Here is a 24666-nt window from a genome sequence, read left to right on the forward strand (position 1 = left end):
AGCGAACAAATGGCGAAGATGATAATCGTACTTATCGGGTATATGGGAAGCGGGAAATCTACCGTTGGCAAGGCCCTTGCAGAATCTATGGGATTTCCGTTTCTGGATTTGGATACCTATATAGAAGAGAAATCAGAAAAGACTATTCCGGAATTATTTGAGGAGAAAGGGCAAATCTACTTCAGGAAAAAGGAACACGAATTACTGAAAGAAGTTTTGGAAAACAATGACGAACTGGTACTGGCCCTGGGGGGTGGAGCACCCTGTTATGCCGGGAATATGGAATTGGTCTTATCCCACACTTCCCGGGTATTTTACCTGATGCTCAGCGTTCCCCTATTAGCCGCCCGGCTACAACATGAGTCTGGGAAACGTCCGCTGATAGCGCACCTGAAACCAGAGGAACTTCCAGATTTTATCGGAAAACATATGTTTGAGCGGGTAAAATTCTACAATATGGCACCCCATCACATCGCTGTTCAGGAAAAGGGAATTGAGCAGCTGGTGGAAGAGATCCACCGGAAATCACTCTAGGAAAACGGCGTATTCCCTTGAGCTCAGATCTACTCGCACGTGTTCATTAAGGGAGGTTGAGAGGGACAATCCTTTAAAATCGGCTTTGACGGGGTATCGTTTGTGATTGCGATTTACGAGCACGGCTGTTTTGAGCTGTTTCAGCGGAGTCTTAATGAAATGGTGTACCCCATAGATAAGGGTACTTCCCGAATTCAGTACATCATCGATTAAAACCACAGACTTCCCCTGGTATTCCTCAGGTTTCAGGGAAGTAGTGATCCCGCTCTTCAGCGGGTCGGATTTATCCATCTTCACCCTGCATAACAGAATTTCAGCCGGGGTAATTTTTTCAAGTGCTGCCTTCACTTTTTTGGCAAAATCCAGCCCACCTCCCTCTATTCCGGCAATAACAATTTGTTCGGCCTCAACATTGGATTCATATATCTGATAGGCAATCCTGTTGATTTTGTACTTAATCTGCTGATGCGATAGGATTTTGTTGTCCATAGGAGCGCTATTTCTTCTCAAAGATAAAAAAGAGTTCGGTTCCCTGCCTTGGCGCAATAGAGTTTGTGGCCCGCTCCAGGGTTTTTATTGTAAAGTACGGCTGAAACAGCCGCCGGTATTCTGTAGCTGAACCTCCAAAGGGTGGCCCTTTAGAGGATAAGGGAAAGTCAAATAACAGACCAGCCAGGGCACCGCCTTCCCTGAGTAGTTCAACCATTTTAGTTGCATAGCGGTCTCTTTTTGCTGGCGGAAGGGCGCAAAAAAAGGTTTGCTCCAGGATCAGGTCGTACGGTTCTTCCTTTAGTTCAAAAAAATCCATTTCCAGGAAGGCTGTACGCGGCAGGCCAGGAAGTTTTTCCTGCAAGCTCCTTAGCGGCGGGCCTGCAATATCCAGAACCTGTATGTTTTTAAAACCACTTCGGAACAGGTATTCCACCTCATAGCCGTTTCCGGCTCCGGGAACAAGAATCCGAATATTTTTGTCCTCAAGTTGGTCTATGTATTTGGTGATTGGGGGTGCTGCATACCCTATATCCCAGCCCAAACGGTTTTCCCGGTACCGGGCCTCCCAGTATTCCTTATTCAGATTCATCCAGGTAATCTTCCAGATCGCGTCGATCTTTTTTAGTGGGCCGTCCTTCCCCTTTTTTTCGATAATGTTCCCGGCTGGCCTGCATTAATTCGAAGTGTTTCAGCTCTGCCGGATCCGTGATGTCTTCCCGATATATACCCACCCATTTAGCCCCAACCCTTTGTGGAGGGATATCAAGGACCTTCAGTTGTAGGTTGAGCTGGTTTTTGCGAAGGCTTATTTCATCCATGGGCAATACTTCCCGGGAGGGCTTGCATACCGCTCCCCCGATGCGCACCTGTCCCTTTTTGACCGCCTCTGTGGCCTGAGACCGGGTTTTAAAATATCGGGTACACCAGAGGTATTTATCGATTCGCATTAATAAAATCTTTGTTAATCCGCTCCACAAAAATAGGGGAAAATTGTATCTTGCCGCCTTTAAGAAACTGGCTTTATGGGATGGAAGAAAAATTGTGTTGGGCTACTGGGGCTTTTACTATTGGCAGCCTGCGGGAACGATGATGGCTTAAATATAGAGGTTGTACCCCCGGAACCCTTGAGTGACGTGCTCGCGGAGGACGATGCGGCCATTCGCGATTTTCTGAGCACCCACTTTTATAATTATGAAGAATTTGAGACCCCGCCGGCCGATTTTGACTTCCGTATAGTCATTGATACCATAGCCGGAGATAACGCTTCCAAAATACCGCTGATCGACCAGGTACAGATTACACAGATTACCGTGCGCTCTGAAGAGTTTAATCTGGAAGAAGCTCCGGATGTTACACATAATTTGTATTACCTGGAAGCACTGGAAGGCGGGGGGGAAGCCCCTACAGTTGCGGATTCGGCCTTTGTGGCTTACCGGGGGACGCTACTGGATGGAAGGGACTTTGACGGTTCTTTTTCACAACCCGTCTGGTTTGACCTTGCCCGTTTGCAGGGACCCTTGCAGGGTGCCAGGGGTTTTACGGAAGGCATGCGCTTCTTTAAGGCAGCCACAGGAATATCAGTCAACCCCGATGGGACGCTTTCGGCCCAGAACCAGGGTGTAGGCCTTATAATAATGCCTTCGGGTCTCGGCTTCTACAACCGGCCGCCTCAGGGGAGTGTAATAGCTGCCTACAGCCCATTGATCTTTACGGTTGAAATATTTGCAGTGGAGCAGACAGACCACGACGGGGACGGCATTCCCTCTATTCAGGAAGATCTCGATGGCGATGGCTATCTGTACAATGACAACACCAATGAATCCCAGGAGCGCAGTGCTTTCGGAGGTTTACTTACCGCTAATTTCCTGGATAATGACGATGACGGCGACGATACCCCCACCCGGGAGGAAATAATAATCAATCCTGACGGAAGTATCACCTTCCCGGATACAGACGGGGATGGCATCCCGGATTATCTGGATAAAGACAATAGTTGATGAAATAAAAAAAGCCCCGATTCAGGGGCTTTTTAATTTTTTATTCTCGCCTTATAATTTCACCCAAAGGCTAAGGATAAACTGGCTTGGGCGTGTATCCAGGCGCCGGTCGCTTAAACCGACGAAGTTTGCTTCATTTGAACTGAGTCCCCTTTCATAACGCAGGTCTACCCCAAGGTTGCCCAGATTTACAGCGGCACCCAGGTGGAGGCCAACGGTAAAGTCATTTTCGACATCGCCCAGGGTAACCCCATCAAAATCCGTATTCAGGATATATTGAAAATCCGGTCCGGCAAAAACAGACAGCGGACCAATCACTTTGAATCCGAGTAAGACAGGAAGGTCGAGCTTGGACATGTCAAAGTCGTCTCCGCTGTAGTCTGATTTGGTTTTGGTAAAAATCAGTTCGGGGCGCAGGTAAATATCGTCGCCAAAAGTGGCGAAAACCCCGAGATGGTACCCGATCTTTGAATCGGCACTCAGGTTTGGGGCCTGATCGAATTTGTAATCCCCATTGGAATTGAAATTTAACCCCGCTTTTATTCCAAATCCGGGATTGTTTTGCGCAAAGGCAGACAGGCTGAATAGAATCAGCAGGCAACTAATTAAGGTACGTTTCATAATGGTGTTCTTTTTGAGCCTGTGGTATCAAAAACAATACCAGGAATCAGGCTTTCTTTTTTAACACCTTTAAAACGGCGGCTGTTACGGCTTTATTGTTCAGGCCGTATTTCTCCATCAATTCCTCAGGTGTACCGCTTTCCCCGAAGGTATCCTGGGTGGCCACAAACCCCTGCGGGGCAGGGTGGTTAACCGCAAGTACCCGGGCAACACTTTCACCCAGCCCGCCCAGGTAATTATGCTCCTCGGCAGTTACCACACAGCCGGTCTTTTTTACAGATTTAAGGATGGCTGCCTCATCCAGGGGTTTGATCGTATGTATGTTGATTACCTCTGCAGAAATTCCCTTTTGTTCAAGGGTTTCTGCAGCAAGCAGGCTCTCCCAGACCAGGTGGCCTGTGGCCAATATAGTCACATCCGTGCCTTCCTGCAGCATAATGGCTTTGCCGATCTCGAATTTTTGATCTACAGGGGTGAAATTGGCTACTTTGGGCCGGCCAAATCTCAGATAAACCGGGCCGTGATAATCGGCAATTGCCAGGGTTGCGGCCTTGGTCTGATTAAAATCACAAGGATTGATCACAGTCATGCCCGGGAGCATCTTCATAAGCCCTATGTCCTCAAGAATCTGGTGGGTTGCCCCGTCTTCTCCCAGGGTTATCCCTGCATGGGAAGCACATATTTTCACGTTTTTATCCGAGTAGGCTATGGATTGACGAATCTGGTCGTATACCCTTCCGGTGGAGAAATTGGCAAATGTGCCTGTAAACGGGATATAGCCTCCAATTGTCATCCCGGCGGCAATTCCCATCATATTGGCTTCGGCAATCCCCACCTGGAAAAAACGCTCAGGGTTTTCCGCGATGAAATCATCCATTTTAAGTGATCCCACCAGATCTGCGCACAGGGCAACTACTTTGGGGTTTTTTCTTCCCAGTTCCGTGAGCCCGGCGCCAAAACCGCTTCGTGTATCCTGTTTTCCCTGGTCTTTATATTGATTCATGTTCAAATGGATTTTGATATTAATAATCCCCTAATTGGGTTTCAGGGTTTTGGGCAAGGGCGTCTTGCAGTTGATCGTCATTCGGGGCTTTTCCGTGCCAGGCATGGGTATGCATCATAAAATCCACCCCATGGCCCATAACCGTTTCCATGATGATGGCAACCGGTTTTCCTTTCCCGCTTCGCTCCTTTGCCGTTTGCAGGGTGCGAATGATGGCCTGCAGGTCATTTCCCTCGTCAAGGGAGAGTACCTCCCACCCAAAGGCTTCAAACTTGACCTTTACATCCCCCAGCGGCATCACCTCTTCCGTTCCGCCGTCTATCTGCTGGCCGTTGCGGTCAATTGTTGCTATAAGGTTATCTACCTTTTTACCTGCTGCATACATTATGGCTTCCCAGTTCTGGCCTTCCTGTAATTCCCCGTCTCCGTGCAGGCTGTAGACCAGGTGCTTGTCCCCGTTTAGTTTTTTTGCCTGGGCGGCTCCGATGGCGACCGACATGCCCTGTCCCAGGGAACCTGAAGCGATGCGCACTCCCGGAAGGCCCTCATGTGTAGTGGGATGGCCCTGTAAACGGGAATTGATCAGCCTGAAAGTATTTAACTCTTCTATCGGGAAATACCCCCTGCGTGCGAGAACGCTGTAGTAAACAGGGGAGATATGGCCATTGGAAAGGAAAAACAGGTCTTCGCCTATCCCATCCATATCAAAGCCCTCTTTTAATTCCATTACCTCATTGAAGAGGGCCACAAAAAACTCAGTACATCCCAGAGATCCTCCCGGGTGCCCGGAGTTCACCTTATGGACCATCCGGACGATATCCCTGCGGACCTGTTGTACAAGCGTTTCCAATTTTTTAATGTCAGCCATGTCGGTTGCTTTTATAGAAAACCAAAAATAATAGCATTCCTGCTGCTTCCCAAAGGTTCTTTTAAGTAGTTATCAACGATTGAGAAAGGGAACTTTATTTTTTTCTTAAGGACAAATGGTAGGGAGTTGCGTATCTTTGGCAGCTGCTGAAGAAGTCTATGCAGTGAAATTTACACTCCAACATACCGATCCAGATACGAAGGCCCGTGCCGGGCTTTTGGAAACAGACCATGGCCCCATTGAAACCCCTATTTTTATGCCTGTTGGGACAGTTGCTTCTGTTAAGGGAGTGCACCAGAGGGAACTTCGGGATGATATTAATCCGGATATTATTCTGGGGAATACCTACCATTTATATCTGAGGCCTGGGATGGACATTCTTGAGCGTGCGGGTGGGCTGCATAGTTTTATGGGCTGGGACCGGGCTATTCTTACTGACAGTGGTGGGTACCAGGTCTATTCCCTTTCTGCCAACCGTAAAATAAAAGAGGAAGGGGTAAAATTCAAATCGCATATTGACGGGTCTTACCACGTCTTCACCCCTGAAAATGTGATGGATTTGCAGCGCAGCATCGGCGCAGACATCATTATGGCTTTTGACGAGTGCACCCCTTATCCCTGCGAATACCGCTATGCTGAACAGTCTATGCATATGACCCATCGCTGGCTGGATCGCTGTATGGATCAACTGCAGCGCGTACCGCCCAAATACGGCTATGAGCAGGCTTTTTTCCCCATAGTTCAGGGCTCTGTGTACAAAGAACTGAGGAAGCAGTCTGCCGAGTATATCGCCGGGGCTGATGCCTTCGGAAACGCAATAGGGGGGTTGTCTGTGGGAGAGCCTGCAGAAGAATTGTATGCTATGGCGGAGGTGGTTTGCGATATCCTTCCGGCATCCAAACCGCGTTACCTGATGGGGGTGGGTACCCCTGTCAACCTTTTGGAGAACATTTCCCTGGGCGTGGATATGTTTGACTGTGTATTGCCCACCCGAAATGCCCGCAATGGCATGTTGTTTAGCTCGGAGGGCACTATCAATATTAAAAACAAGAAATGGGAGGATGATTTTTCCCCCCTCGACCCCATGGGGCATACCTTTGTGGATACGGAATATACCAAGGCCTACCTGCGCCATTTATTTGCTGCCAATGAGTATCTTGGAAAACAAATTGCCACCATTCACAATCTGGGATTTTACCTTTGGCTGGTTCGAGAGGCACGCAGAAGGATTCTCGACGGTACCTTTGGTCCCTGGAAATCAAAAATGGTAAAACAAATGGACAAGCGCCTTTGAGATGACCATTATAGACCGCTACATACTCAAAAAATACCTGTTCACTTTTGGACTGATGCTGCTCTTGTTCATCCCGATCGGGATTATGCTGAACCTGGCAGAGCAGATCGGAAAAATGATCGACAATGAGGCCCCACTGATCGAGATCGTGATCTACTACGTAAATTTCACCATCTATATAGGAAGCCTGCTGTTTCCCATTTTCCTCTTTCTTTCCATCATTTTCTTTACTTCCAAGCTGGCAAACAATACCGAAATTGTCGCCATCCTTTCTTCAGGGGTTTCTTTTGGGAGGTTTCTGAGGCCTTACTGGATTGGCGCGACCATTATTGCCTTGTTGATGTTCTTTATGGGGATGTTTATTGTCCCATCTGCCAGCAAAGGATATAACGAATTCAAATACAAGTACCTGAAAAAGGGCAAACAAGACCGGATCACACAAAACATTTTCAACCAGCTGGGAGATCAGGATTATATTTATGTAAGCAGTTTTGACCCGGCCCGGTTAATCGGATATAATTTTACCAAAGAACATTTCGGGCCCGACGGCAAACTGCAATATAAACTGGCAGCTGCCAATATCAGGTGGATTCCAAAAGACAGCGTTTACCGTCTGACCAGCTACAGTATGCGCACTTTAAAGGACTCGGTAGAAATGGTGATGACCGGCAGGCGGCTCGATACGGTATTTAACTTCCAGATTGAAGACCTGACCCCCGTTTCCTACGTGGCTGAAACTAAAAACCTGTTCGAATTGAATCAATTTATTGAGGACCAGAAAAGGAAAGGGGCTTCTAATATCAACACCTATATAATGGTCAAATATAAAAGATGGGCTCTGCCGGTTGCTGCATTTATTCTGACTGTTATTGGGGTAGCGGTCTCCTCTATAAAAAGGAGAGGGGGGATGGGTGTAAACCTGGCCTTCGGGATCGGGGTTGCCTTTATCTATATCTTTATGGACAAAGTTTTCGGCACCCTAGCCGAACAATCTGGCTTTCCGCCATTAATGGCTGTAATTATCCCGAATATATTATTTGGAATACTGGGCTATTACCTGCTGCAACAGGCCAAGCGCTAGCCTTTACCGGAAATTTTTATCATTTATGGCAGGTTTAAAGATATAGTTTATCTTTGGAGCGCTGATTACTTAAATGCTGAATTTCCATGGAATACCTGGATTTTGAACTTCCAATCAAAGAACTTGAGGAACAACTAGAAAAATGCCAGATCATAGGCGAAGAGAGCGAGGTCGACGTAACGGAGACCTGTAAGCAAATCGAAAAAAAACTGGCTGAAACCCGAAAGGAAATCTACAAAAACCTTACAGCCTGGCAGCGGGTGCAGCTTTCCCGGCATCCCAACCGTCCCTACACGCTCGATTATATCCGGGCCATCTGTGGGGAATCTTTTCTGGAATTGCATGGAGACCGAAATGTAAAGGACGATAAGGCCATGATAGGGGGTCTTGGGAAAATTGGGGACCAGTCTTATATGTTTATCGGGCAACAGAAAGGATACAATACTAAAACCAGGCAATACCGGAATTTTGGGATGGCTAATCCCGAAGGATATCGCAAAGCCCTGCGATTGATGAGATCTGCCGAAAAATTTGACATTCCTGTTGTTTGCTTTATCGATACTCCCGGAGCCTATCCGGGGATAGAAGCAGAGGAGCGCGGACAAGGGGAAGCCATTGCCAGGAATATCCTGGAAATGACCCGGCTAAAAGTTCCAATAATAGTAGTGATTATCGGCGAAGGTGCCTCCGGGGGAGCCCTGGGGATAGGAGTGGGTGACAAGGTTTTAATGCTTGAAAACACCTGGTACTCCGTGATATCACCTGAATCCTGTTCGTCAATACTGTGGAGGAGTTGGGAATATAAAGAACAGGCTGCGGCAGCTTTAAAGCTGACAGCCACAGACATGAAAAAATTAAAGCTGATTGACGAGATTGTGAGAGAACCTGCGGGAGGTGCTCATAGTGACAGGGAGAAGGCTTTTGAAATTGTCAGAAACAAAATTGCAAAACACTATCAGGACCTTAAAAAGTTATCTACAAAAGATCTGGTAAATACGCGGATGGAAAAATATAGTTCCATGGGTGTATTTCACGGATAATTGGGCTATACTTCAATAAGTCAGGGAAATCCGGAATTTAGCGTTCCGGATTTTTTGGTTATAAACAAAAATCGTAACTTATTAACAGGTCAATTGTTAAGTAATGGTGGATATCGCAAATGGTCTGCTCAAGTTAAGCTAGTGTTAATTCCCTACTTTTACACCAATGGAAAAATCGAGGACACTTGTAGGACAACGCATTGGGAAATCTGCGGTAATCCCTTTGGAAAGGGGGAAACTCCCTCCGCAAGCAGTTGATTTAGAGGAGGTTGTTCTCGGGGCCATGATGATTGACAAGAAAGGGGTAGATGAGGTTATCGATATTTTGCACCCTGATGTTTTTTACAAGGATGCGCATCGATTCATTTACGAGGCCATCTTTAAGCTCTTCGAAACTTCGGAACCGGTGGATTTATTAACCGTTTCGGCCCAATTGAAGCAGGATGAGAAGCTCGAGGCCGTCGGAGGGGATTTTTATCTGATAAAACTTACCCAAAAAGTAGCTTCTTCCGCACATATTGAATTCCACGCCAGAATAATCCTGCAAAAATATATTCAAAGGAGCCTGATCAAGATTTCCAATGAAATTATTGAAGAGGCCTACGATGAGGCCACGGATGTATTTGATTTGCTGGATAATGCCGAAGCAAAATTATACGATGTTACACAGGGAAATCTGAAACGATCTGCTGAAACAGCCCAGAACCTGGTTATACAGGCCAAGAAAAAAATCGAGGAGATATCCAATAAGGAGGGATTAAGCGGCATTCCGTCCGGCTTTGACAAACTGGATAAACTAACCTCCGGCTGGCAACCCAGTGACCTGGTTATTATCGCGGCACGTCCCGGGATGGGTAAAACGGCTCTGACCCTGTCAATGGCCAGGAATATTGCGGTTAATTCCAATATCCCTGTTGCATTTTTCTCTCTGGAGATGTCATCGGTACAGTTAATTACACGACTGATCTCATCTGAAACCGGTCTGTCTTCAGAAAAGCTTAGAACCGGACGACTGGAGAAGCACGAATGGGAACAACTCAATGTAAAGGTAAAAGCTCTGGAGAAAGCCCCGCTCTTTATTGATGATACCCCATCCCTGTCAATTTTTGACCTCCGTGCCAAGGCGCGGCGGCTGGCTTCACAGCACAAGATACAGTTGATAGTAATTGACTACCTGCAGTTGATGACCTCGGGAGCGAGTCAGAAAGGGGGGAACAGGGAACAGGAAATATCCACCATTTCGCGGAACCTCAAGGCCCTGGCCAAAGAATTAAATGTCCCTGTGATCGCATTATCCCAGTTATCTCGTGCTGTAGAGACCCGTGGCGGGAGTAAGCGCCCTATACTTTCCGACCTTAGGGAGTCTGGAGCAATTGAGCAGGATGCCGATATCGTTTCCTTTATTTACCGTCCCGAGTACTATAAAATTGACGAGTGGGATGATGAGGAACGCACCCCTACTCAGGGTCAGGCAGAATTCATCGTTGCCAAACACCGGAATGGAGGACTCGATAATATTAGGTTAAAATTCATTGCGCAACTGGGTAAATTTGATAATTTGGATGACTTTGATTCTCCATTTGAGTTTCAATCCAAAATGAATGCCGATGGTGAAAATCCGTTTATAACCAAAAACCTACCTGATGCAGATCAGGCTTTTGGAAGTTCCCTGAACGATTTTCCCGATGCAGACCCGGATGACAATGATGTACCTTTTTAGCCTGATTCACGCACGAATAGCCGATAATTTTAAATCTCTCTTCCTTCTTTTAATCGCCCTTGGGTATGGTTTTGCAGCATCCGCATCTGTAATCCTTATTCCCATGGACGCTGAGAGCCAGGAGAACCATCTAAAGGCGTATGGTATAACCTATTGGGTGCTCACCAAGCAGCAAAAGGTGCAATGGTTATTGAATTACCGGGGCGGCTCCTTCCTTTTACCCGATGGAGACCCGATCCGCAACGAGTGCAGGATCAGGGGGGTTTCCTTTGAAGTCCTTTCGGATGCAGAAGCCGAGTCCATTCTGGATGGGATCTCCAGCCCTTCTCAGAACCAGGAGGCGGTTATTCTGGAAAAGGCTCCCAAAATTGCGGTCTATTCCCCAAAGGACAATCAACCCTGGGACGATGCGGTAACCATGGTCCTCACCTATGCGGAAATCCCCTATGTTACGGTTTATGACGAAGAGGTACTGGGCGATAAGCTCGCGCTTTACGACTGGCTGCACCTGCATCATGAGGACTTCACCGGGCAGTATGGAAAATTCTATGCGGCCTACCGGGCTACCCCTTGGTATATAGAAGGAAAAAATCAGGCAGAAGCGCTTGCAAATCGGCTGGGTTTCTCAAAAGTTTCCGATGAAAAAAGTGCTGTAGCCCAGAAAATTAGGAATTACGTTATAGGAGGCGGCTTTATGTTCGCTATGTGCTCTGCCACCGATAGTTTTGACATTGCCCTGGCGGCCGAGGGCGTGGATATTTGTGAACCCATGTTTGACGGAGATCCGTCCGATCCCAACTACCAGCAACGCCTTGATTTTAGTAAGACGTTTGCATTTGCGAATTTCACCCTGGAACGCAACCCGCTCAGGTATGAATTTTCCTCTATCGATATGACCAACCAGCGGGAAGGCATCCGCATGGAGTCTGATTATTTCAGCCTGATGGATTTTTCTGCTAAATGGGATCCTGTCCCCACCATGCTCTGCCAGAATCACACAGCATTGGTAAAGGGATTTATGGGGCAAACCACGGCTTTTAACCGAAAAGAGGTGAAACCAACGGTTCTGGTATTAGGTGAAAACCGCCTTAATGGAGAGGCCAGGTATATACATGGTATAAAGGGAAAAGGGTTTTTTACCTTTTACGGAGGACATGACCCCGAGGACTATCAACACAGGGTAGGGGATCCTAAAACCGAGCTGGAACTGCATCCAAACTCCCCCGGGTACCGTTTGATCCTCAACAATGTACTCTTTCCTGCTGCCCGTAAAAAGAAGCAGAAAACCTAAAGCTGCCCGAGCAGTTCCTCAAGCACCTGTTCAACCCCTTGCTGGTCATTGCTGGCGGTGGTAAAGCGCGCCACCCGTTTAACATTGGGATGGGCATTGCCCATGGCAACACTAAAGGCTGCCCGGCCCAACATTTCCAGGTCATTGTTGTAATCGCCAAAGGCGAGGGTCTGTTCCGGGCCAATCCCAAGGGTTTGCTGTACTAATTGCAGCGCATACCCTTTGTGTGCTTTCCGGTCGGAAAGATCCACCCAGTGCCTGCCGGAAACTTTTACTTTTAATCGGTCTTCAAAGGGTTGAACGGCAGGATATATAAAGGCCTCGGAGTTTTCAAAATGGTAGACGGCTATCTTCATGATCTCTCCCTGGAATCCCCGGAGATTGTCGATTATTTCATAATCAGAATAATATTCCTCCAGGTGTTTCAAAAAAGCCTGCCCCGGATCTTCCAGATAGGCTTGCTGTTTTCCGCAGAGCACGCTGTGAGCCCCTTCAACGCCTGAAAGTACCTCCAATACTTCCTGCCTCAAGGACTTATCCAGGGGGGTAGACAGCCATTCTTCCCCGCGGTATCGTACCAGACCTCCATTTTCAGCAATAAAGATGAGCTCTTCCTGTATGCGGTCCAGTTTATCTGCTATACTGCGGTACTGGCGTCCGCTCGCAGCCACAAAGCGAACGCCTTTTTGCTGCAATGCTGCCTGCAGTTCAAAAAAGCGCTCACTTACCTCGTGCCGGCTGTTGAGCAGGGTTCCATCCATATCAGTGACAACCAGGCGAATATCTTTCAGGTCCATTTAGTACAAGTATGAGGGCAAAGGTATTTTTTCTGTGTAAATTGAAGGTGTCAAAACCGTTAATAATGAAATTGCAAACCAATTTGAGCTGGATACAAAAGGAAATTGTATTACCCGGATTTTCAAGGGGTTTCCACCTGATTACCTCCAGGATACTGGCAGAACTACCGGAAATTGCCGATTTTCAAATGGGTACTTTGCAGGTATTTATAAAACACACCTCGGCCAGCCTAACCCTTAATGAAAATGCGGATCCTACGGTACGGAAAGACTTCGAAAGCCATATCAACCAAATGGTCCCCGAAAATGCGGCCTATTATATGCACACCCTGGAAGGTCCCGACGATATGCCGGCACACATAAAGGCCTCCTTGCTGGGGAGTTCCCTTCAGATTCCTGTGACTTCCGGAAAGCTCAACCTGGGAATCTGGCAGGGGATTTACCTTTGTGAACATCGCAACCGGGCATCGGGTCGCAGGCTGGTCCTGAATCTTTGGGGTATATAAAAAAACCCCGGAGTTTACCGGGGTTTTTCAAGAGCGATTTGAAATCTTTATTTGACCTTGTCTACAATGGCCTTAAATGCTTCCGGGTGGTTCATGGCCAGATCTGCGAGCACCTTGCGGTTCAGCTCGATGTTATTGGCTTTTACCTTTCCCATAAACTGCGAGTAGGACATTCCGTGCAAACGGGCTCCTGCATTAATTCGCGCAATCCAGAGGGAGCGGAAGGTTCTTTTTTTGTTTCTGCGGTCTCTGTAGGCATATAACATGGCCTTTTCCACCGCGTTTTTGGCTACTGTCCAGACGTTTTTACGTCTTCCGAAGTACCCCTTGGCTTGCTTCATGACCTTTTTTCTACGGGCCCGTGAAGCGACTGAATTTACTGATCTTGGCATTTCTTTTCGTTTTTTTGTAGCAGGCGTCCCGCATTAGCGGATTCTTTTATAGGCCTGACTCCATGGTTAAACACTAGTACCGAATCACTTGCATTCCCTATTTCAGGCGCAACTGTTCTTTGATGCTATTCTCATCGGCCTCATGGACCAAAGTAGAATGTGTGAGTTTTAATTTTCTCTTTTTGGATTTCTTGGTCAAGATATGGCTCTTGTAAGCGTGCTTTCTCTTGATTTTACCGGTACCAGTAAGCTTGAATCGCTTCTTGGCACTGGATTTAGTCTTCATTTTAGGCATTGTCTTGTCTGTTAACAGATTTATGATGGATTCCTCGCTCTCTCTTTATTTCTTGGTCTTCGGCGCAATGAACATAGTCATGCGCTTCCCTTCCAGTTTGGGCATTTGCTCTACTTTCCCGTAATCTTCCAGTTCCTGGGCCAGGCGTAAAAGCAATATTTCCCCTTTATCTTTATACACGATGGACCTTCCTTTAAAAAATACATAGGCCTTTAATTTAGCCCCTTCTTTCAGGAATTTCTCTGCGTGTTTCTTTTTAAACTCATAGTCATGGTCATCTGTATTCGGACCAAACCTGATTTCCTTTACGATTACTTTGGTCGCTTTGGCCTTCATGGCTTTTTCGCGCTTTTTCTGCTCGTACAGGAATTTCTTGTAATCAATAATCTTACAAACCGGAGGGTCAGCCGTGGGGGATATTTCCACCAGATCCAGGCCTAATTCCTCTGATTTATTCAGGGCTTCCCGGATTCCGTAAACTCCCATTTCCACATTATCCCCAACCAAACGGACCTTTGGGGCCGTGATTTTTTCATTGATTTTATGAGGGTTTTTGTTTTCCCTCTGGGTTTGAGGTCTAAATCTTCTTCGTATTGCTATGACTTTATGGTTTTAATTAAACTAATTTTTAAACGACTTTAAGGTACTATTAATTTCACTGCTTACCAAGGCGGCAAAATCTTCCACGGAGATTGAACCAAGGTCTTCCCCCCCGTGCCTGCGCACCGCAATAGTGCCCTGAGCCATTTCCTGGTCTCCCACAATCAGCATAAAAGGGAGCTTATTCATCTCCGCTTCCCGGATTTTCCGGCCAACTGTCTCGCTGCGAGCGTCCAAGAGGGCGCGAATTTCGTGATTTTCCAGTGAATTTAAAACTTTTTCGGCATATTTTTCGTGCTTCTCGCTAACGGGCAGGATTATGGCCTGGTCCGGAATGAGCCAAAGCGGGAAATTCCCACCGGTATGCTCTAGTAACAGTGCCACAAAGCGTTCCAAACTCCCGAAGGGAGCCCGGTGGATCATTACGGGCCGGTGTAATTCGTTGTCACTGCCCTTATACGTAAGATCAAATCGTTCCGGGAGGTTGTAATCTACCTGTATAGTACCCAGTTGCCATTGCCTTCCCAGGGCATCCTTGACCATAAAATCCAGTTTTGGACCGTAGAATGCAGCTTCCCCGGGTTCTATTACAAAATCGAGATTCTTCTCACGGGCTGCATTGATAATAGCTGCCTCTGCTTTCTCCCAATTATCTACCGAACCGATATATTTTTCCGGTTTTTCAGGATCCCGTACGGAAACCTGGGCGGTAAAGTTTTCAAAACCAAGGGAGCCCAGCACATAGAGTGACAGGTCTATCACATTCTTGAATTCCTGATCCAACTGGTCATGCGTACAGAAAATATGCGCATCGTCCTGGGTAAAACCCCTTACCCGTGTAAGGCCGTGCAGTTCCCCGCTCTGTTCGTAACGATATACGGTGCCAAATTCGGCATAACGCTTGGGTAACTCCCTATAGCTAAAAGGCTTGGCATTGTAAATCTCACAATGGTGCGGGCAATTCATGGGTTTTAGCAGGAATTCTTCATCTGCTTTCGGGGTATGGATGGGCTGAAAACTATCTTCCCCGTATTTGGCGTAATGACCACTGGTAACATATAATTCCTTTTGCCCGATATGGGGTGTGACCACCATTTCGTACCCTGCTTTTTTTTGTGCCTTTTTAAGAAATTGTTCCAGTCGCTCCCGAAGTGCCGCCCCTTTTGGCAGCCATAAAGGAAGACCCTGCCCTACCTTCTGGGAAAAAGTGAACAGTTCCAGCTCTTTTCCAAGCTTTCGGTGATCCCTTTTTTTGGCCTCTTCCAGCAGTTCGAGATATTCTGTGAGTTCCTTTTGTTTTGGAAAAGAAATCCCGTAAACACGGGTGAGCTGCGGACGGTTCTCATCGCCTCGCCAATACGCCCCGGCTACATTGAGTATTTTGATTGCCTTGATGAGCCCGGTATTCGGGATATGCCCTCCGCGGCAGAGGTCAGTAAAGGTATCGTGATCGCAGAAAGTGATGTCACCATCTTCCAGATTTGTTATCAGCTCGAGCTTGTAAGGATTCTCCTGCTTGCGATAATAGGCAAGGGCATCCTCTTTGGAGACCTCACGCATTTTGAAATCATGCTTTCCCCTGGCAATTTCGATGGCCTTTTTTTCAATAGCGGGGAAATCTTTTTCGGAAATACTGTGATCCCCAAAATCCACATCGTAATAAAAACCGGCATCAATAGCAGGGCCAATGGTCAGTTTGATTCCGGGATAGAGTTCTTCCAGGGCCTGCGCTACAACATGTGAGCTGGAGTGCCAGAATGCCTTTTTGCCCTCTTCATCGTTCCAGGTGTACAATACCAGCTCCCCGTCTTCGGTAAGCGGGGTGTTTACCTCCACTTTACGGTTGTCATATCTGGCAGAGATCACAGCCCTCGCAAGGCCAGGGCTAATTGAATGGGCCACCTCCAGGGGGGTTGTACCCTTGGGGTGTTTTACTTGTTTTCCATCCGGAAGTGTAATCTGAATCATTTTGTATTGGCTAAAAGCAAGCAAAGATAATACCTGCCGCCTTGGCAGGCAACCATTTGTAACAGTAAGCAGGCGGGAATCAGTTTTTGGAATTAAACAAAGCGTCCAACAGGGTCTTTATGCTGTAAAAACCCATCAGTACTGCCCCCAGGGCCAGGATAATCCCGAATATCAGCACCGGAATAAACATAGGATGCTCTGTATTCTTAAAAGCCTGGTAGAGAACTATAGGCCCCGCAAACATTAATGCCGCCGTAAAAAAAAGGCGTTGCAGGCCTTTTACGAGTAAACCTTTATCTGTTCCCATTAGTATTGATTTAAACCTCAAAAATACTAAGATTTACTATATTACAATTGCCCCCCTGGGGTTGGGCCCCACAATCTCTATTAGAGCGCACAAGAAGAATTTTGGGGCGGGAATTTAAGCAGCGGTTTGTAAAATTTTAAAGTAAGGTGTCTCTTAAAGCTAAATACTGTATATGGATATTGTTTTAATGCCGGATAAATTCAAGGGATCCCTTACGGCAGAAGAGGTCCGAAGGGCTTTGGAATCCGGGATCAGGGAACGGTTTCCAGATACAAGATTCCGGAATTTTGCAGTCTCTGACGGGGGGGATGGGTTCCTGGAAGCCGTAAAGGCTGTGCGCAGGGTTTCAGAATGCGAAGTTAGCGTTCAGGATCCTCTCGGGCGCCCTGTAAAAGCTTCTTTTCTTATAGATTACGATACCTCTGAGGCTTTTATTGAAATGGCAGTAGCCTCCGGCATGGTACTTCTTGATGAGGCTGAGCGGAACCCCTTGCTGACATCAACTCTGGGTACGGGCCAGCTCCTGAAATACGCTATGGAACAATCCGCGAAAACCATTTATGTTGGGCTGGGCGGAAGCGCGACAAATGACGGGGGTATAGGCCTGGCTGCAGCTTTTGAATTTACTTTTATAGATGAAAACGGAAGGGAACTGGAAGCGGTAGGGGGTAAGCTGAATGCCATTAAAACCATACTGCCCCCAAAGGACCCTGTGTTACCGGATGGCGTTAGCATAGTAGCTGTCAATGACGTCAATAACCCGCTGTGGGGCCCGGATGGGGCAGCAAGGGTTTACGCAGCTCAAAAAGGAGCGACTCCAGCGATGGTGGACCAGCTGGATGCCGGTTTGCAGCACCTGGACAGGCTCGTAATCCAACAGCTTGGCAAAGAGGCAGGTTCGTTGCCGGGAGCTGGGGCGGCAGGAGGAACGGCCTATGGTCTGCATGCCTTTCTCAATGCTTCGTTCATCAGCGGTACCGATTACATCTTTAAACTTAACGGCGTTGCCGACTATCTGAAACAAAATACTCCTGACTTCATTATTACCGGCGAGGGGAAAATAGACGAACAGACCCTGAAAGGAAAGGTCATTGAAGGGGTGCTGAATCTGGGATTGGAACATGAAATACCTGTTCTGGCCGTATGTGGAATTTGCACCGCAGACAGGGAAATACTGGCTAGGGCAGGGCTTACCGATGTTATAGAAATAGCCCATCCGGATAAAGACCTGGCTTACAACATGGAGCATGCCGCCAAATTAACAACAGAAGCAGTTTCCCGCTGGTTTGAGAAGATGAAGTAGTTAATTGATAGTAAGGATCTCTATGTCTTCCTGAACAACCGCAAAATACCCCAGGGGGTAAACATCCGGGCGGGAAGCATTGTCAAAAATATCCTGATTATTGATCCCGGTAACATCAATAATGTTACCTCTAACCGTGGCCACGGGGCTTTGAAAAGGCCCCTGCAGGTCCCCGCTCTGGGTAATCAGCAGGTCCATGTAATTATAGAAGGCCTCATCTGCGCCCATTATACTGATAGGAACCTGCGTCCCGGCCTCAATTTCATCCTCGTAGAAATAGGAAAACTGAAACAATTGTCCCTGGTAAAATGTATCTTCGGTTACCAGAAACTCTCCAAAGCTAAAATCAAAAACATAGAAATCATCATTTTGCGGAAGGTCCGTAAAAGCAACAATGACCTCCGTTTCATCCCCTTCAAACAGCGTGCGGTTGCCCTGAACGACAAAATCTATGGGAACCACTGGCTGGTAAACCGTTTCCGCCACATATTGCCTGCCTTTATGGGTAATTTGCAGGGTGAATCGCGTCTCGTCATTGAGCAGCTCAACGGGAATTCGCTGGTCAAAGGACGCATTCGGATCTGGGATGTAGACACCGCTTCCCGGACTTTCTTCTGCCAGTGATGAAGTAAAGGTCTCAATGGGTTCCCCATTGTCGAAGCGTTCGATAATTATGATTGCATTTTCGGCCTGGGTAACCGGGATTTCTTCAAAAAAATTATTGGTTTCCGTAAGCCGTATTTTGACCGGCACGAAGGCCTCCAGTTCATTCACCCGTATAAGGCCGTTTACCACCAGGCGCGGGGCTTCCCCCTCCAATTCCAGCTCAATAACTTCCTCACAACCCGTGCTTAGCAGTATAAGGGCAAGTGACATGAAGTAAACACCAAAGTTTCGCATAGCATTCATCATTGAATAGTTAGTTGGGCCGTATATTCCTCTACAACGGCAAAATATCCTAAAGGAAAGACCTCCGGCTGGTTGGTATTATCAAAATTATTCAGGTTATCCAGGTCGGTTATGTCAAAAACATTCCCCCGGACGGTGGCAACCGGGGTTTGAAAAGGATCGTCCGGTCCTTCGGATTGTTCTACCAGAAGGCTCATATAATTGTAAAAATCCAGATCGGCGCCTAATAATCCTATCTCCAGGCTTGTGCCCGTTTCAAACTGCTGGTCGTAAAAATATGAAAATTCAAAAAGTTGTCCCTGGTAAAAGGTGTCCTCGGTAGGGAGGTAATTTCCGGAACCAAAGTCAAAAACATAGAAATTATCCTCATCCGGCTGATCGCGAAACCCCACCTTTACCTCTGTTTCATCTTCCCCGAAAAGGGTATTTGTACCCTGTTCCAGGGATGTAATCGTCACAGAAGGCACGAATCTGGTCTGAGCGGCATATCCCTTATCGTTATGCCGTATGACCAGGGTAAATACCACGTCCTGGCTCAATACACTGGTTGGGATACGCTGGTCACTGTCAAAGGTGGGGTCTGGTTCATAAATCCCGCTTCCCGGCTGTAATTCAGCAAGGCTCGAAACCCGTGTGCTTTGAGAAATACCATCTTCGAAAACCTCTGAAATGATAACAATGCTTTCCAGGTTGCTCACCGGGCTGGAGGTCTCAAAAAAATTCGTTGTTTCCGTTATCCGAATAGCGATAGGGATAAAAGGTTCTGCCAGGTCTACCCGGAGCAGGCCTTCTACAACCAGTCGCGGAGCTTCCGATGGGGTATCTACATCAATGACATCTTCACATCCCATTCCCAACGCCAGTAGTATCGCGATATAAAAATGCCTATTTCGCATCAGAAACTGAAATTATAAGTTACGGCCGGAACTATCCCAAAAATAGAAGTTCGTATAGCCTCATTGCGCCCCGTATCCTGGTTCTGCCGGAAATTTATGGAGGCGGCATTCATTCGGTTGTAAACATTGTATATACTGAAGACCCATTCCCCTCTGAAACCTGAATTTTTCTTTGGGGTAGGTTTCAGACTCACCCCAATATCCAGGCGGTGGTAATCCGGAAGCCTTTCCTGGTTTCGCAGTCCATAATAGGGCACCACCAGGCCTTCAAACTCGAACTGACCCACGGGATAATTGGTCGGCTGTCCGGTTTGAAAAATAAAATTCGCGTTAAAACTCCAGCGCTTATTCAGTTCGTAATTTCCATAAAGTGCTATATCATGGGTTTTATCAAAGGGGGTATTATACCATTCTCCGAAGTTGATTCCGGTTTCCTGATTGGAACGGCCATTGTCTTCAAAAGGAGGCCTGCCCGGGGTACGCTGTTCGGATTTTGAGAGGGTATAGGCCAGCCAGCCGGTAAGCGGGCCATTGTTTTTACGCAACAGCACTTCCCAGCCATAGGCGCGGGCCTCTCCATTGAGGATGACCTGTTCTATAGCCTCATTTGCAATCAGGTTGGCTCCGTCTATATAATCGATTCGGTTGTCCACTTCTTTAAAAAACAGCTCGGTTTCAAAACTGTAATCTCCGGAGGCGATATTTCTGAAATACCCCAGGGCATACTGGTTGAGCAACTGAGGTTTTACGTATGGACCGCTGGGAGTCCATACATCCAGGGGAGTGGGAGAGCTGGTATTGGATAGCAGGTGCAGATACTGAGCCATGCGTATAAAACTGGCCTTAAAGGAATTATTGTCATTGAGCGCGTAGGAAAGCGAGACCCTTGGTTCCAGGTTCAGGAACTTCTCCAGGGTTTCCCCACGCCCTGCACTAATGGTATCCGTAGGCGTCCCCTCGCGGTATACCAGGCTGAAGGGATCAAATTCCACGGGGTTTCCATTTTCGTAGACAAAAAATTCGTCCTGGCCCAGGCGGTTGAACTGACTCACCCTGAGTCCGTAACTAAGGCTTAATTTTGGGCTCACTTCGTGTGAAAAGTCTACATAGAGGGCATTTTCATTGGCGTACTTTTTGGTTAATTGCTCCGGGAGGATTCCCGAATCAGGCCTGTTTGGGATAATTTTTCCAGGATTGAACACATAGTAAATATTATGCATCCCGTAATTGATCTGGAACTTGTCGTTTATATAGTTTTTTAAATCGTATTTAATATTGAAATTCTGGATACCTGAATCCCATTCAAAGCCTACAAAATCCAGCTCAAGCCCGTAATAATAGTCGGAATAGATCAGGGACAGGTTGGAGAAGAGCTTATCAGAAAAAAGGTGGTTCCACCTGAAATTCAAAACGGCATTCCCATAGGTATTGACAAAGAGGTCATTGATACTGAACAAGTCGCGACCGAAATAACCGGATAAAAACAAACTGTTCCTGGAATTGATCTTATAGTTCAGTTTGGTATTCAGGTCGTAGAAGTACGCCCGGTTATCAATATCGAAGAGGGGCAGGAATAAATGGGCATAAGATGCCCTGCCGCCGATTAAAAAGGCAGCCTTGTCCTTGACAATAGGACCCTCTGCCAGCAACCTGCTGGCAACGGCTCCGATGCCCCCGTTCATTTTAAACTCTTTGCTGTTCCCTTCTTTTTGAAAGATCTCAAGCACTGATGATACCCTTCCCCCATAGCGGGCAGGGATCCCTCCTTTAAAAAGTTTTACATCCTTGATGGCATCCGGGTTAAAGACCGAGAAAAAGCCAAAGAGGTGGGAAGAATTAAAGATAGTGGCTTCATCCAGCAGAATGAGGTTCTGATCTACCGCCCCGCCGCGTACATTGAAGCCGGAAGAGGCTTCTCCTGCATTGGTTACCCCGGGAAGCAGAATGATGGATTTGATGACATCTGCCTCCCCCAGGACCACAGGAATATTTTTGATGGTCTCTACTTTGAGGGTATTTACGCTCATCTGTGGTTTTCGGATATCCAGGCGCTCAGCATCATCCGTAACCACTACCTCCTGCAGTTGTTCTGCTTTTTCTTCAAGCTGAAAATTGAGGCGTTGGTTGGAGCTGAAATCCAGCTGCTGTCGAATCTCCTGGAACCCGAGGTAGGAGATTACCACCTCATAGGATCCTTCAGGCAAGCTCAATGAATAAAAGCCGTATTCGTTTGTGGTAACCCCTGTGCGCAATTCGGGAACCACTATGCTTACCCCTATAAGTGTTTCGTTACTTCTGGCCTCTGTAATGGTCCCGCTTAGCGTGTAGCGGGTCTGGGCAATCAATTCGGAATAAATTGACGTGCAAAGAAGGGTGAGCAGCACCCAGCAAATCTTTTTCATGCAAGTTATTTCCCTAAAAATAGGGAAAATAATAATCATCTACCAAAGACTTGGGAAAGACCAATGACCGTCAAAATCTTCTTAAATGGTTCCTTTGTCAGAGGTTTTCAAGAAGGTGGTTGAAACGCTCGCTGGGCCGCATGGCACGGGTCTGCATTTCAGGATCCGGCAGGTAATAACCGCCGATGTCCTGTGCCTTTCCCTGTGCGGTAATAAGGTCCTGCTGAATCTGCTGAGAATGCTCCTGCAGGCTTTTCGCCACCAGGGCAAATCGTTGTTTCAGGTCTGAATCTTCATCCTGCTGTGCCATGGCTTCTGCCCAGTACAAGGCCAGAAAGAAATGACTGCTGCGTGTATCCGGTTCTCCTACTTTGCGGGAAGGAGAGCGATTTTCTTCAAGGAATTTTTCGGTGGCATCATCCAGGGCCTTTCCCAGAATACTTGCTGCCCGGCTTTTATTTTTCTTCCCGTAGTGATCCAGGGATACAGCCAGCGCCATAAATTCGCCAAGGGAGTCCCACCTGAGGTGGCCTTCTTCCCTGAATTGTTCAACGTGCTTGGGCGCAGAGCCTCCCGCACCGGTTTCAAACAGGCCCCCGCCATTCATAAGGGGGACAATTGACAACATTTTGGCACTGGTTCCTACCTCCAGGATAGGGAACAGGTCTGTCAGGTAGTCTCTCAGGACGTTTCCGGTTACGGAGATGGTATCTTTTCCGGCCTTTAACCTGCTTAGTGTAAACCGGGTAGCTTCTACAGGGGAGAGCACCCGAATGTCCAATTCTTTGCGGAGCGCTTCGGGGAGGTACTGATCAACTTTTTTGATTAATTCCCGATCGTGAGCCCGCTCACTGTCTAGCCAGAAAACCGCCGGGGTTTCAGAATCCCGGGCTCTGCTTATTGCCAGTTTGATCCAGTCCTGTATAGGCAGGTCTTTTACCTGGCACATCCTCCAGATATCGCCTTGGTTAACGGGGTGCTCCATCAGAACCTCATTGGTTTCCTTGTTTACCACCTGTACAACACCACTGGCTTCTATCTGAAAGGTTTTGTCATGCGAACCGTATTCTTCGGCTTTCTGTGCCATCAGCCCAACATTGGGAACCGTTCCCATGGTTCTCGGGTCAAAAGCCCCGTGCTCTTTACAAAAATCAATGGTTTCCTGATAAACGCCTGCATAACTGCTGTCAGGGATAACAGCTTTGGTGTCCTGTAGTTTGCCCTCCTTATTCCACATTTTACCTGAGCTTCTGATCATGGCAGGCATGGAGGCATCAATGATCACGTCACTGGGCACATGAAGGTTGGTAACCCCTTTATCAGAATTAACCATGGCCAGATCCGGACCGTTTTCAATGGTCTTGTCAATATCGGTTTGGATTTCTGAAGATGCAGCCGCCGATAATTTATCCAGGCTTTCCAGCAGGCTTTCCAGTCCGTTATTCGGATCAATGCCCAATTTTTCAAAAGTATCGGCATGTTTGTCGAAAACCGTTTCAAAATAACATTTCAATACATGCCCGAAAATGATGGGGTCCGATACCTTCATCATTGTCGCCTTCAGGTGTACTGAAAAAAGAATCCCTTTTTCTTTCGCATCCTTTAATTGGGTGTGCAAAAATTCAAGAAGGGCCTTTTTCTCCATAACACTTGAATCCACAATCTCCCCGGCCAGTACTTTGATTTCCTCCTTGAGTACTTTTGAGGCTCCCTTTCCGTCAGACCATACTATGCTGAGGTTTGCAGGTTTGGCGAGCGTAACTGATTTCTCATTGGCCTTGAAATCACCATAAGCCATACTTGCAACATGGCTTTTGGAATCGCGGCTCCAGGCACCCATACTATGAGGGTTTTTCCTCGCGAAATTCTTAACGGGCCTCGGGGCACGCCTGTCCGAATTACCTTCCCGTAAAACCGGGTTGACGGCACTTCCCTTTATTCTGTCGTATCGGGCTTTAATTTCTTTTTCATCCCCGTTGGAAGGTTCATCCGGATAATCGGGCAGTGCGTATCCTTTGGATTGTAATTCTTCTATGGCCTCTTTTAATTGTGGTATTGAGGCAGATATATTCGGGAGCTTGATGATATTCGCTTCCGGCAACTTGGCCAGTTCTCCCAAAAATTCCAAATCATTCGGAATGCGCTGGGATTCAGTGAGGTATTCCGGAAAGACGGCCAGAATTCTTCCAGCCAGAGAGATATCCCTGCTTTCCACCTGTATCCCGGCAGTGCCTGTAAACGCTTTAACAATGGGTAAAAATGAAGCCGTTGCAAGGGCAGGCGCTTCATCGGTTTTTGTATAGTGTATTGTGGCCATAAATTCCGTCTTCTTTAAAGCGCAGCAAATATA

At 47.2% G+C, this 24666-nt stretch carries 25 protein-coding genes; 9 read left to right on the plus strand and 16 right to left on the minus strand.

Going from position 1 to position 24666, the window contains the following annotated elements; all coding sequences use genetic code 11:
• The first annotated feature begins 9 nt into the window (after window positions 1-9).
• A complete protein-coding gene (locus ACT6NU_RS11290) occupies window positions 10-534 on the plus strand; it encodes a shikimate kinase (RefSeq protein WP_445381777.1) in 525 nt (174 codons plus the stop codon).
• On the opposite strand, the gene ACT6NU_RS11295 is transcribed toward ACT6NU_RS11290, so the two are convergent.
• Genes ACT6NU_RS11295 through ACT6NU_RS11305 form a run of 3 tightly spaced genes read right to left on the minus strand, consistent with a single transcriptional unit; the run spans window position 526 to window position 1973 of the window.
• A complete protein-coding gene (locus ACT6NU_RS11295) occupies window positions 526-1023 on the minus strand; it encodes a phosphoribosyltransferase family protein (RefSeq protein ID WP_445381778.1) in 498 nt (165 codons plus the stop codon). The two genes, ACT6NU_RS11290 and ACT6NU_RS11295, sit on opposite strands and share 9 nt — an antisense overlap.
• A gap of 7 nt (window positions 1024-1030) precedes the next feature.
• Window positions 1031-1615: a methyltransferase domain-containing protein gene (locus ACT6NU_RS11300; protein ID WP_445381779.1), complete on the minus strand. Its 585-nt coding sequence runs from the start codon at window positions 1613-1615 to the stop codon at window positions 1031-1033.
• A complete protein-coding gene (locus ACT6NU_RS11305; RefSeq protein WP_445381780.1) occupies window positions 1602-1973 on the minus strand; it encodes an RNA-binding S4 domain-containing protein in 372 nt (123 codons plus the stop codon). The genes ACT6NU_RS11300 and ACT6NU_RS11305 overlap by 14 nt, the downstream gene beginning before the upstream one ends.
• Window positions 1974-2048: 75 nt before the next feature.
• Here ACT6NU_RS11305 and ACT6NU_RS11310 point away from each other — a divergent pair, with 75 nt between their 5' ends.
• Window positions 2049-3023 carry an FKBP-type peptidyl-prolyl cis-trans isomerase gene (locus tag ACT6NU_RS11310; protein WP_445381781.1) on the plus strand — a complete coding sequence of 325 codons (975 nt, stop codon included), beginning with the start codon at window positions 2049-2051 and terminating at the stop codon, window positions 3021-3023.
• 51 nt (window positions 3024-3074) lie between these two features.
• On the opposite strand, the gene ACT6NU_RS11315 is transcribed toward ACT6NU_RS11310, so the two are convergent.
• The 3 genes from ACT6NU_RS11315 to ACT6NU_RS11325 are packed head-to-tail and all read right to left on the minus strand — an operon-like array spanning window position 3075 to window position 5515.
• Window positions 3075-3644, minus strand: a complete 570-nt coding sequence (locus ACT6NU_RS11315) for a porin family protein (RefSeq protein WP_445381782.1) — start codon at window positions 3642-3644, stop codon at window positions 3075-3077.
• A 46-nt stretch (window positions 3645-3690) separates the two neighbouring features.
• The gene (locus tag ACT6NU_RS11320) at window positions 3691-4647 is read right to left on the minus strand and encodes a transketolase family protein (protein ID WP_445381783.1); all 957 of its coding nucleotides are present in this window, start codon (window positions 4645-4647) and stop codon (window positions 3691-3693) included.
• Window positions 4648-4666: 19 nt separating this feature from the next.
• On the minus strand, window positions 4667-5515 hold the full coding sequence (locus ACT6NU_RS11325; protein ID WP_445381784.1) for a transketolase: 849 nt from the start codon (window positions 5513-5515) through the stop codon (window positions 4667-4669).
• 163 nt (window positions 5516-5678) lie between these two features.
• On the opposite strand from ACT6NU_RS11325, the gene tgt reads away from it, so the two are divergent.
• The 5 genes from tgt (at window position 5679) to ACT6NU_RS11350 (ending at window position 11941) form a co-directional block, all read left to right on the plus strand.
• Window positions 5679-6809, plus strand: a complete 1131-nt coding sequence (gene tgt / locus ACT6NU_RS11330; protein WP_445381785.1) for a tRNA guanosine(34) transglycosylase Tgt — start codon at window positions 5679-5681, stop codon at window positions 6807-6809.
• Between the two features lies 1 nt (window position 6810).
• Window positions 6811-7890 (plus strand): LptF/LptG family permease, encoded by a 1080-nt coding sequence (locus ACT6NU_RS11335; RefSeq protein ID WP_445381786.1) that lies wholly within the window; start codon window positions 6811-6813, stop codon window positions 7888-7890.
• A gap of 86 nt (window positions 7891-7976) precedes the next feature.
• On the plus strand, window positions 7977-8930 hold the full coding sequence (locus ACT6NU_RS11340) for an acetyl-CoA carboxylase carboxyltransferase subunit alpha (RefSeq protein WP_445381787.1): 954 nt from the start codon (window positions 7977-7979) through the stop codon (window positions 8928-8930).
• Between the two features lie 166 nt (window positions 8931-9096).
• The gene (dnaB, locus tag ACT6NU_RS11345) at window positions 9097-10650 is read left to right on the plus strand and encodes a replicative DNA helicase (RefSeq protein ID WP_445381788.1); all 1554 of its coding nucleotides are present in this window, start codon (window positions 9097-9099) and stop codon (window positions 10648-10650) included.
• Window positions 10634-11941, plus strand: a complete 1308-nt coding sequence (locus ACT6NU_RS11350) for an asparagine synthetase B (protein WP_445381789.1) — start codon at window positions 10634-10636, stop codon at window positions 11939-11941. The genes dnaB and ACT6NU_RS11350 overlap by 17 nt, the downstream gene beginning before the upstream one ends.
• Here the strand turns inward: ACT6NU_RS11350 and ACT6NU_RS11355 are convergent.
• A complete protein-coding gene (locus tag ACT6NU_RS11355) occupies window positions 11938-12738 on the minus strand; it encodes an HAD family hydrolase (protein ID WP_445381790.1) in 801 nt (266 codons plus the stop codon). The genes ACT6NU_RS11350 and ACT6NU_RS11355 overlap by 4 nt on opposite strands.
• Before the next feature lie 83 nt (window positions 12739-12821).
• Here ACT6NU_RS11355 and ACT6NU_RS11360 point away from each other — a divergent pair, with 83 nt between their 5' ends.
• Entirely contained in the window at window positions 12822-13244 is a 423-nt protein-coding gene (locus tag ACT6NU_RS11360) for a secondary thiamine-phosphate synthase enzyme YjbQ (RefSeq protein ID WP_445383856.1), read from the plus strand.
• A gap of 47 nt (window positions 13245-13291) precedes the next feature.
• On the opposite strand, the gene rplT is transcribed toward ACT6NU_RS11360, so the two are convergent.
• From rplT to ACT6NU_RS11385, 5 genes are all read right to left on the minus strand, one after another.
• Window positions 13292-13636, minus strand: a complete 345-nt coding sequence (rplT, locus tag ACT6NU_RS11365; protein WP_445381791.1) for a 50S ribosomal protein L20 — start codon at window positions 13634-13636, stop codon at window positions 13292-13294.
• Window positions 13637-13733: 97 nt separating this feature from the next.
• Complete coding sequence (rpmI, locus tag ACT6NU_RS11370) at window positions 13734-13931, minus strand: 50S ribosomal protein L35 (protein ID WP_445381792.1); 198 nt, start codon at window positions 13929-13931, stop codon at window positions 13734-13736.
• Between the two features lie 45 nt (window positions 13932-13976).
• Window positions 13977-14471 (minus strand): translation initiation factor IF-3, encoded by a 495-nt coding sequence (infC, locus tag ACT6NU_RS11375; protein WP_445383857.1) that lies wholly within the window; start codon window positions 14469-14471, stop codon window positions 13977-13979.
• 81 nt (window positions 14472-14552) lie between these two features.
• A complete protein-coding gene (thrS, locus tag ACT6NU_RS11380; RefSeq protein ID WP_445381793.1) occupies window positions 14553-16499 on the minus strand; it encodes a threonine--tRNA ligase in 1947 nt (648 codons plus the stop codon).
• 79 nt (window positions 16500-16578) lie between these two features.
• Entirely contained in the window at window positions 16579-16806 is a 228-nt protein-coding gene (locus tag ACT6NU_RS11385) for a DUF6095 family protein (protein WP_445381794.1), read from the minus strand.
• A gap of 172 nt (window positions 16807-16978) precedes the next feature.
• Here ACT6NU_RS11385 and ACT6NU_RS11390 point away from each other — a divergent pair, with 172 nt between their 5' ends.
• Window positions 16979-18109, plus strand: coding sequence for a glycerate kinase (locus tag ACT6NU_RS11390; RefSeq protein ID WP_445381795.1), 1131 nt, complete (start codon window positions 16979-16981; stop codon window positions 18107-18109).
• On the opposite strand, the gene ACT6NU_RS11395 is transcribed toward ACT6NU_RS11390, so the two are convergent.
• The 4 genes from ACT6NU_RS11395 to ACT6NU_RS11410 form a co-directional block, all read right to left on the minus strand.
• On the minus strand, window positions 18110-18985 hold the full coding sequence (locus ACT6NU_RS11395) for a DUF4249 family protein (protein WP_445381796.1): 876 nt from the start codon (window positions 18983-18985) through the stop codon (window positions 18110-18112).
• Between the two features lie 32 nt (window positions 18986-19017).
• Window positions 19018-19914: a DUF4249 family protein gene (locus tag ACT6NU_RS11400; protein ID WP_445381797.1), complete on the minus strand. Its 897-nt coding sequence runs from the start codon at window positions 19912-19914 to the stop codon at window positions 19018-19020.
• Window positions 19914-22316 carry a TonB-dependent receptor gene (locus ACT6NU_RS11405; RefSeq protein WP_445381798.1) on the minus strand — a complete coding sequence of 801 codons (2403 nt, stop codon included), beginning with the start codon at window positions 22314-22316 and terminating at the stop codon, window positions 19914-19916. Before ACT6NU_RS11405 ends, ACT6NU_RS11400 begins: the two co-directional genes overlap by 1 nt.
• Before the next feature lie 97 nt (window positions 22317-22413).
• Window positions 22414-24633: an NADP-dependent isocitrate dehydrogenase gene (locus ACT6NU_RS11410; protein WP_445381799.1), complete on the minus strand. Its 2220-nt coding sequence runs from the start codon at window positions 24631-24633 to the stop codon at window positions 22414-22416.
• Window positions 24634-24666: the final 33 nt, after the last annotated feature.

The sequence above is a fragment of the Robiginitalea rubriflava genome, from assembly GCF_052540725.1.

What these genes read in the sequence shown, in the direction of transcription:
- ACT6NU_RS11290 (WP_445381777.1), top strand. Translation starts at nt 10, where the DNA reads ATGGCGAAGATGATAATCGTACTTATCGGGTATATGGGAAGCGGGAAA.
- ACT6NU_RS11295 (WP_445381778.1), bottom strand. Translation starts at nt 1,023, where the DNA reads ATGGACAACAAAATCCTATCGCATCAGCAGATTAAGTACAAAATCAAC.
- ACT6NU_RS11300 (WP_445381779.1), bottom strand. Translation starts at nt 1,615, where the DNA reads ATGAATCTGAATAAGGAATACTGGGAGGCCCGGTACCGGGAAAACCGT.
- ACT6NU_RS11305 (WP_445381780.1), bottom strand. Translation starts at nt 1,973, where the DNA reads ATGCGAATCGATAAATACCTCTGGTGTACCCGATATTTTAAAACCCGG.
- ACT6NU_RS11310 (WP_445381781.1), top strand. Translation starts at nt 2,049, where the DNA reads ATGGGATGGAAGAAAAATTGTGTTGGGCTACTGGGGCTTTTACTATTG.
- ACT6NU_RS11315 (WP_445381782.1), bottom strand. Translation starts at nt 3,644, where the DNA reads ATGAAACGTACCTTAATTAGTTGCCTGCTGATTCTATTCAGCCTGTCT.
- ACT6NU_RS11320 (WP_445381783.1), bottom strand. Translation starts at nt 4,647, where the DNA reads ATGAATCAATATAAAGACCAGGGAAAACAGGATACACGAAGCGGTTTT.
- ACT6NU_RS11325 (WP_445381784.1), bottom strand. Translation starts at nt 5,515, where the DNA reads ATGGCTGACATTAAAAAATTGGAAACGCTTGTACAACAGGTCCGCAGG.
- ACT6NU_RS11335 (WP_445381786.1), top strand. Translation starts at nt 6,811, where the DNA reads ATGACCATTATAGACCGCTACATACTCAAAAAATACCTGTTCACTTTT.
- ACT6NU_RS11340 (WP_445381787.1), top strand. Translation starts at nt 7,977, where the DNA reads ATGGAATACCTGGATTTTGAACTTCCAATCAAAGAACTTGAGGAACAA.
- dnaB (WP_445381788.1), top strand. Translation starts at nt 9,097, where the DNA reads ATGGAAAAATCGAGGACACTTGTAGGACAACGCATTGGGAAATCTGCG.
- ACT6NU_RS11350 (WP_445381789.1), top strand. Translation starts at nt 10,634, where the DNA reads ATGATGTACCTTTTTAGCCTGATTCACGCACGAATAGCCGATAATTTT.
- ACT6NU_RS11355 (WP_445381790.1), bottom strand. Translation starts at nt 12,738, where the DNA reads ATGGACCTGAAAGATATTCGCCTGGTTGTCACTGATATGGATGGAACC.
- rplT (WP_445381791.1), bottom strand. Translation starts at nt 13,636, where the DNA reads ATGCCAAGATCAGTAAATTCAGTCGCTTCACGGGCCCGTAGAAAAAAG.
- rpmI (WP_445381792.1), bottom strand. Translation starts at nt 13,931, where the DNA reads ATGCCTAAAATGAAGACTAAATCCAGTGCCAAGAAGCGATTCAAGCTT.
- thrS (WP_445381793.1), bottom strand. Translation starts at nt 16,499, where the DNA reads ATGATTCAGATTACACTTCCGGATGGAAAACAAGTAAAACACCCCAAG.
- ACT6NU_RS11385 (WP_445381794.1), bottom strand. Translation starts at nt 16,806, where the DNA reads ATGGGAACAGATAAAGGTTTACTCGTAAAAGGCCTGCAACGCCTTTTT.
- ACT6NU_RS11390 (WP_445381795.1), top strand. Translation starts at nt 16,979, where the DNA reads ATGGATATTGTTTTAATGCCGGATAAATTCAAGGGATCCCTTACGGCA.
- ACT6NU_RS11395 (WP_445381796.1), bottom strand. Translation starts at nt 18,985, where the DNA reads ATGTCACTTGCCCTTATACTGCTAAGCACGGGTTGTGAGGAAGTTATT.
- ACT6NU_RS11400 (WP_445381797.1), bottom strand. Translation starts at nt 19,914, where the DNA reads ATGCGAAATAGGCATTTTTATATCGCGATACTACTGGCGTTGGGAATG.
- ACT6NU_RS11405 (WP_445381798.1), bottom strand. Translation starts at nt 22,316, where the DNA reads ATGAAAAAGATTTGCTGGGTGCTGCTCACCCTTCTTTGCACGTCAATT.
- ACT6NU_RS11410 (WP_445381799.1), bottom strand. Translation starts at nt 24,633, where the DNA reads ATGGCCACAATACACTATACAAAAACCGATGAAGCGCCTGCCCTTGCA.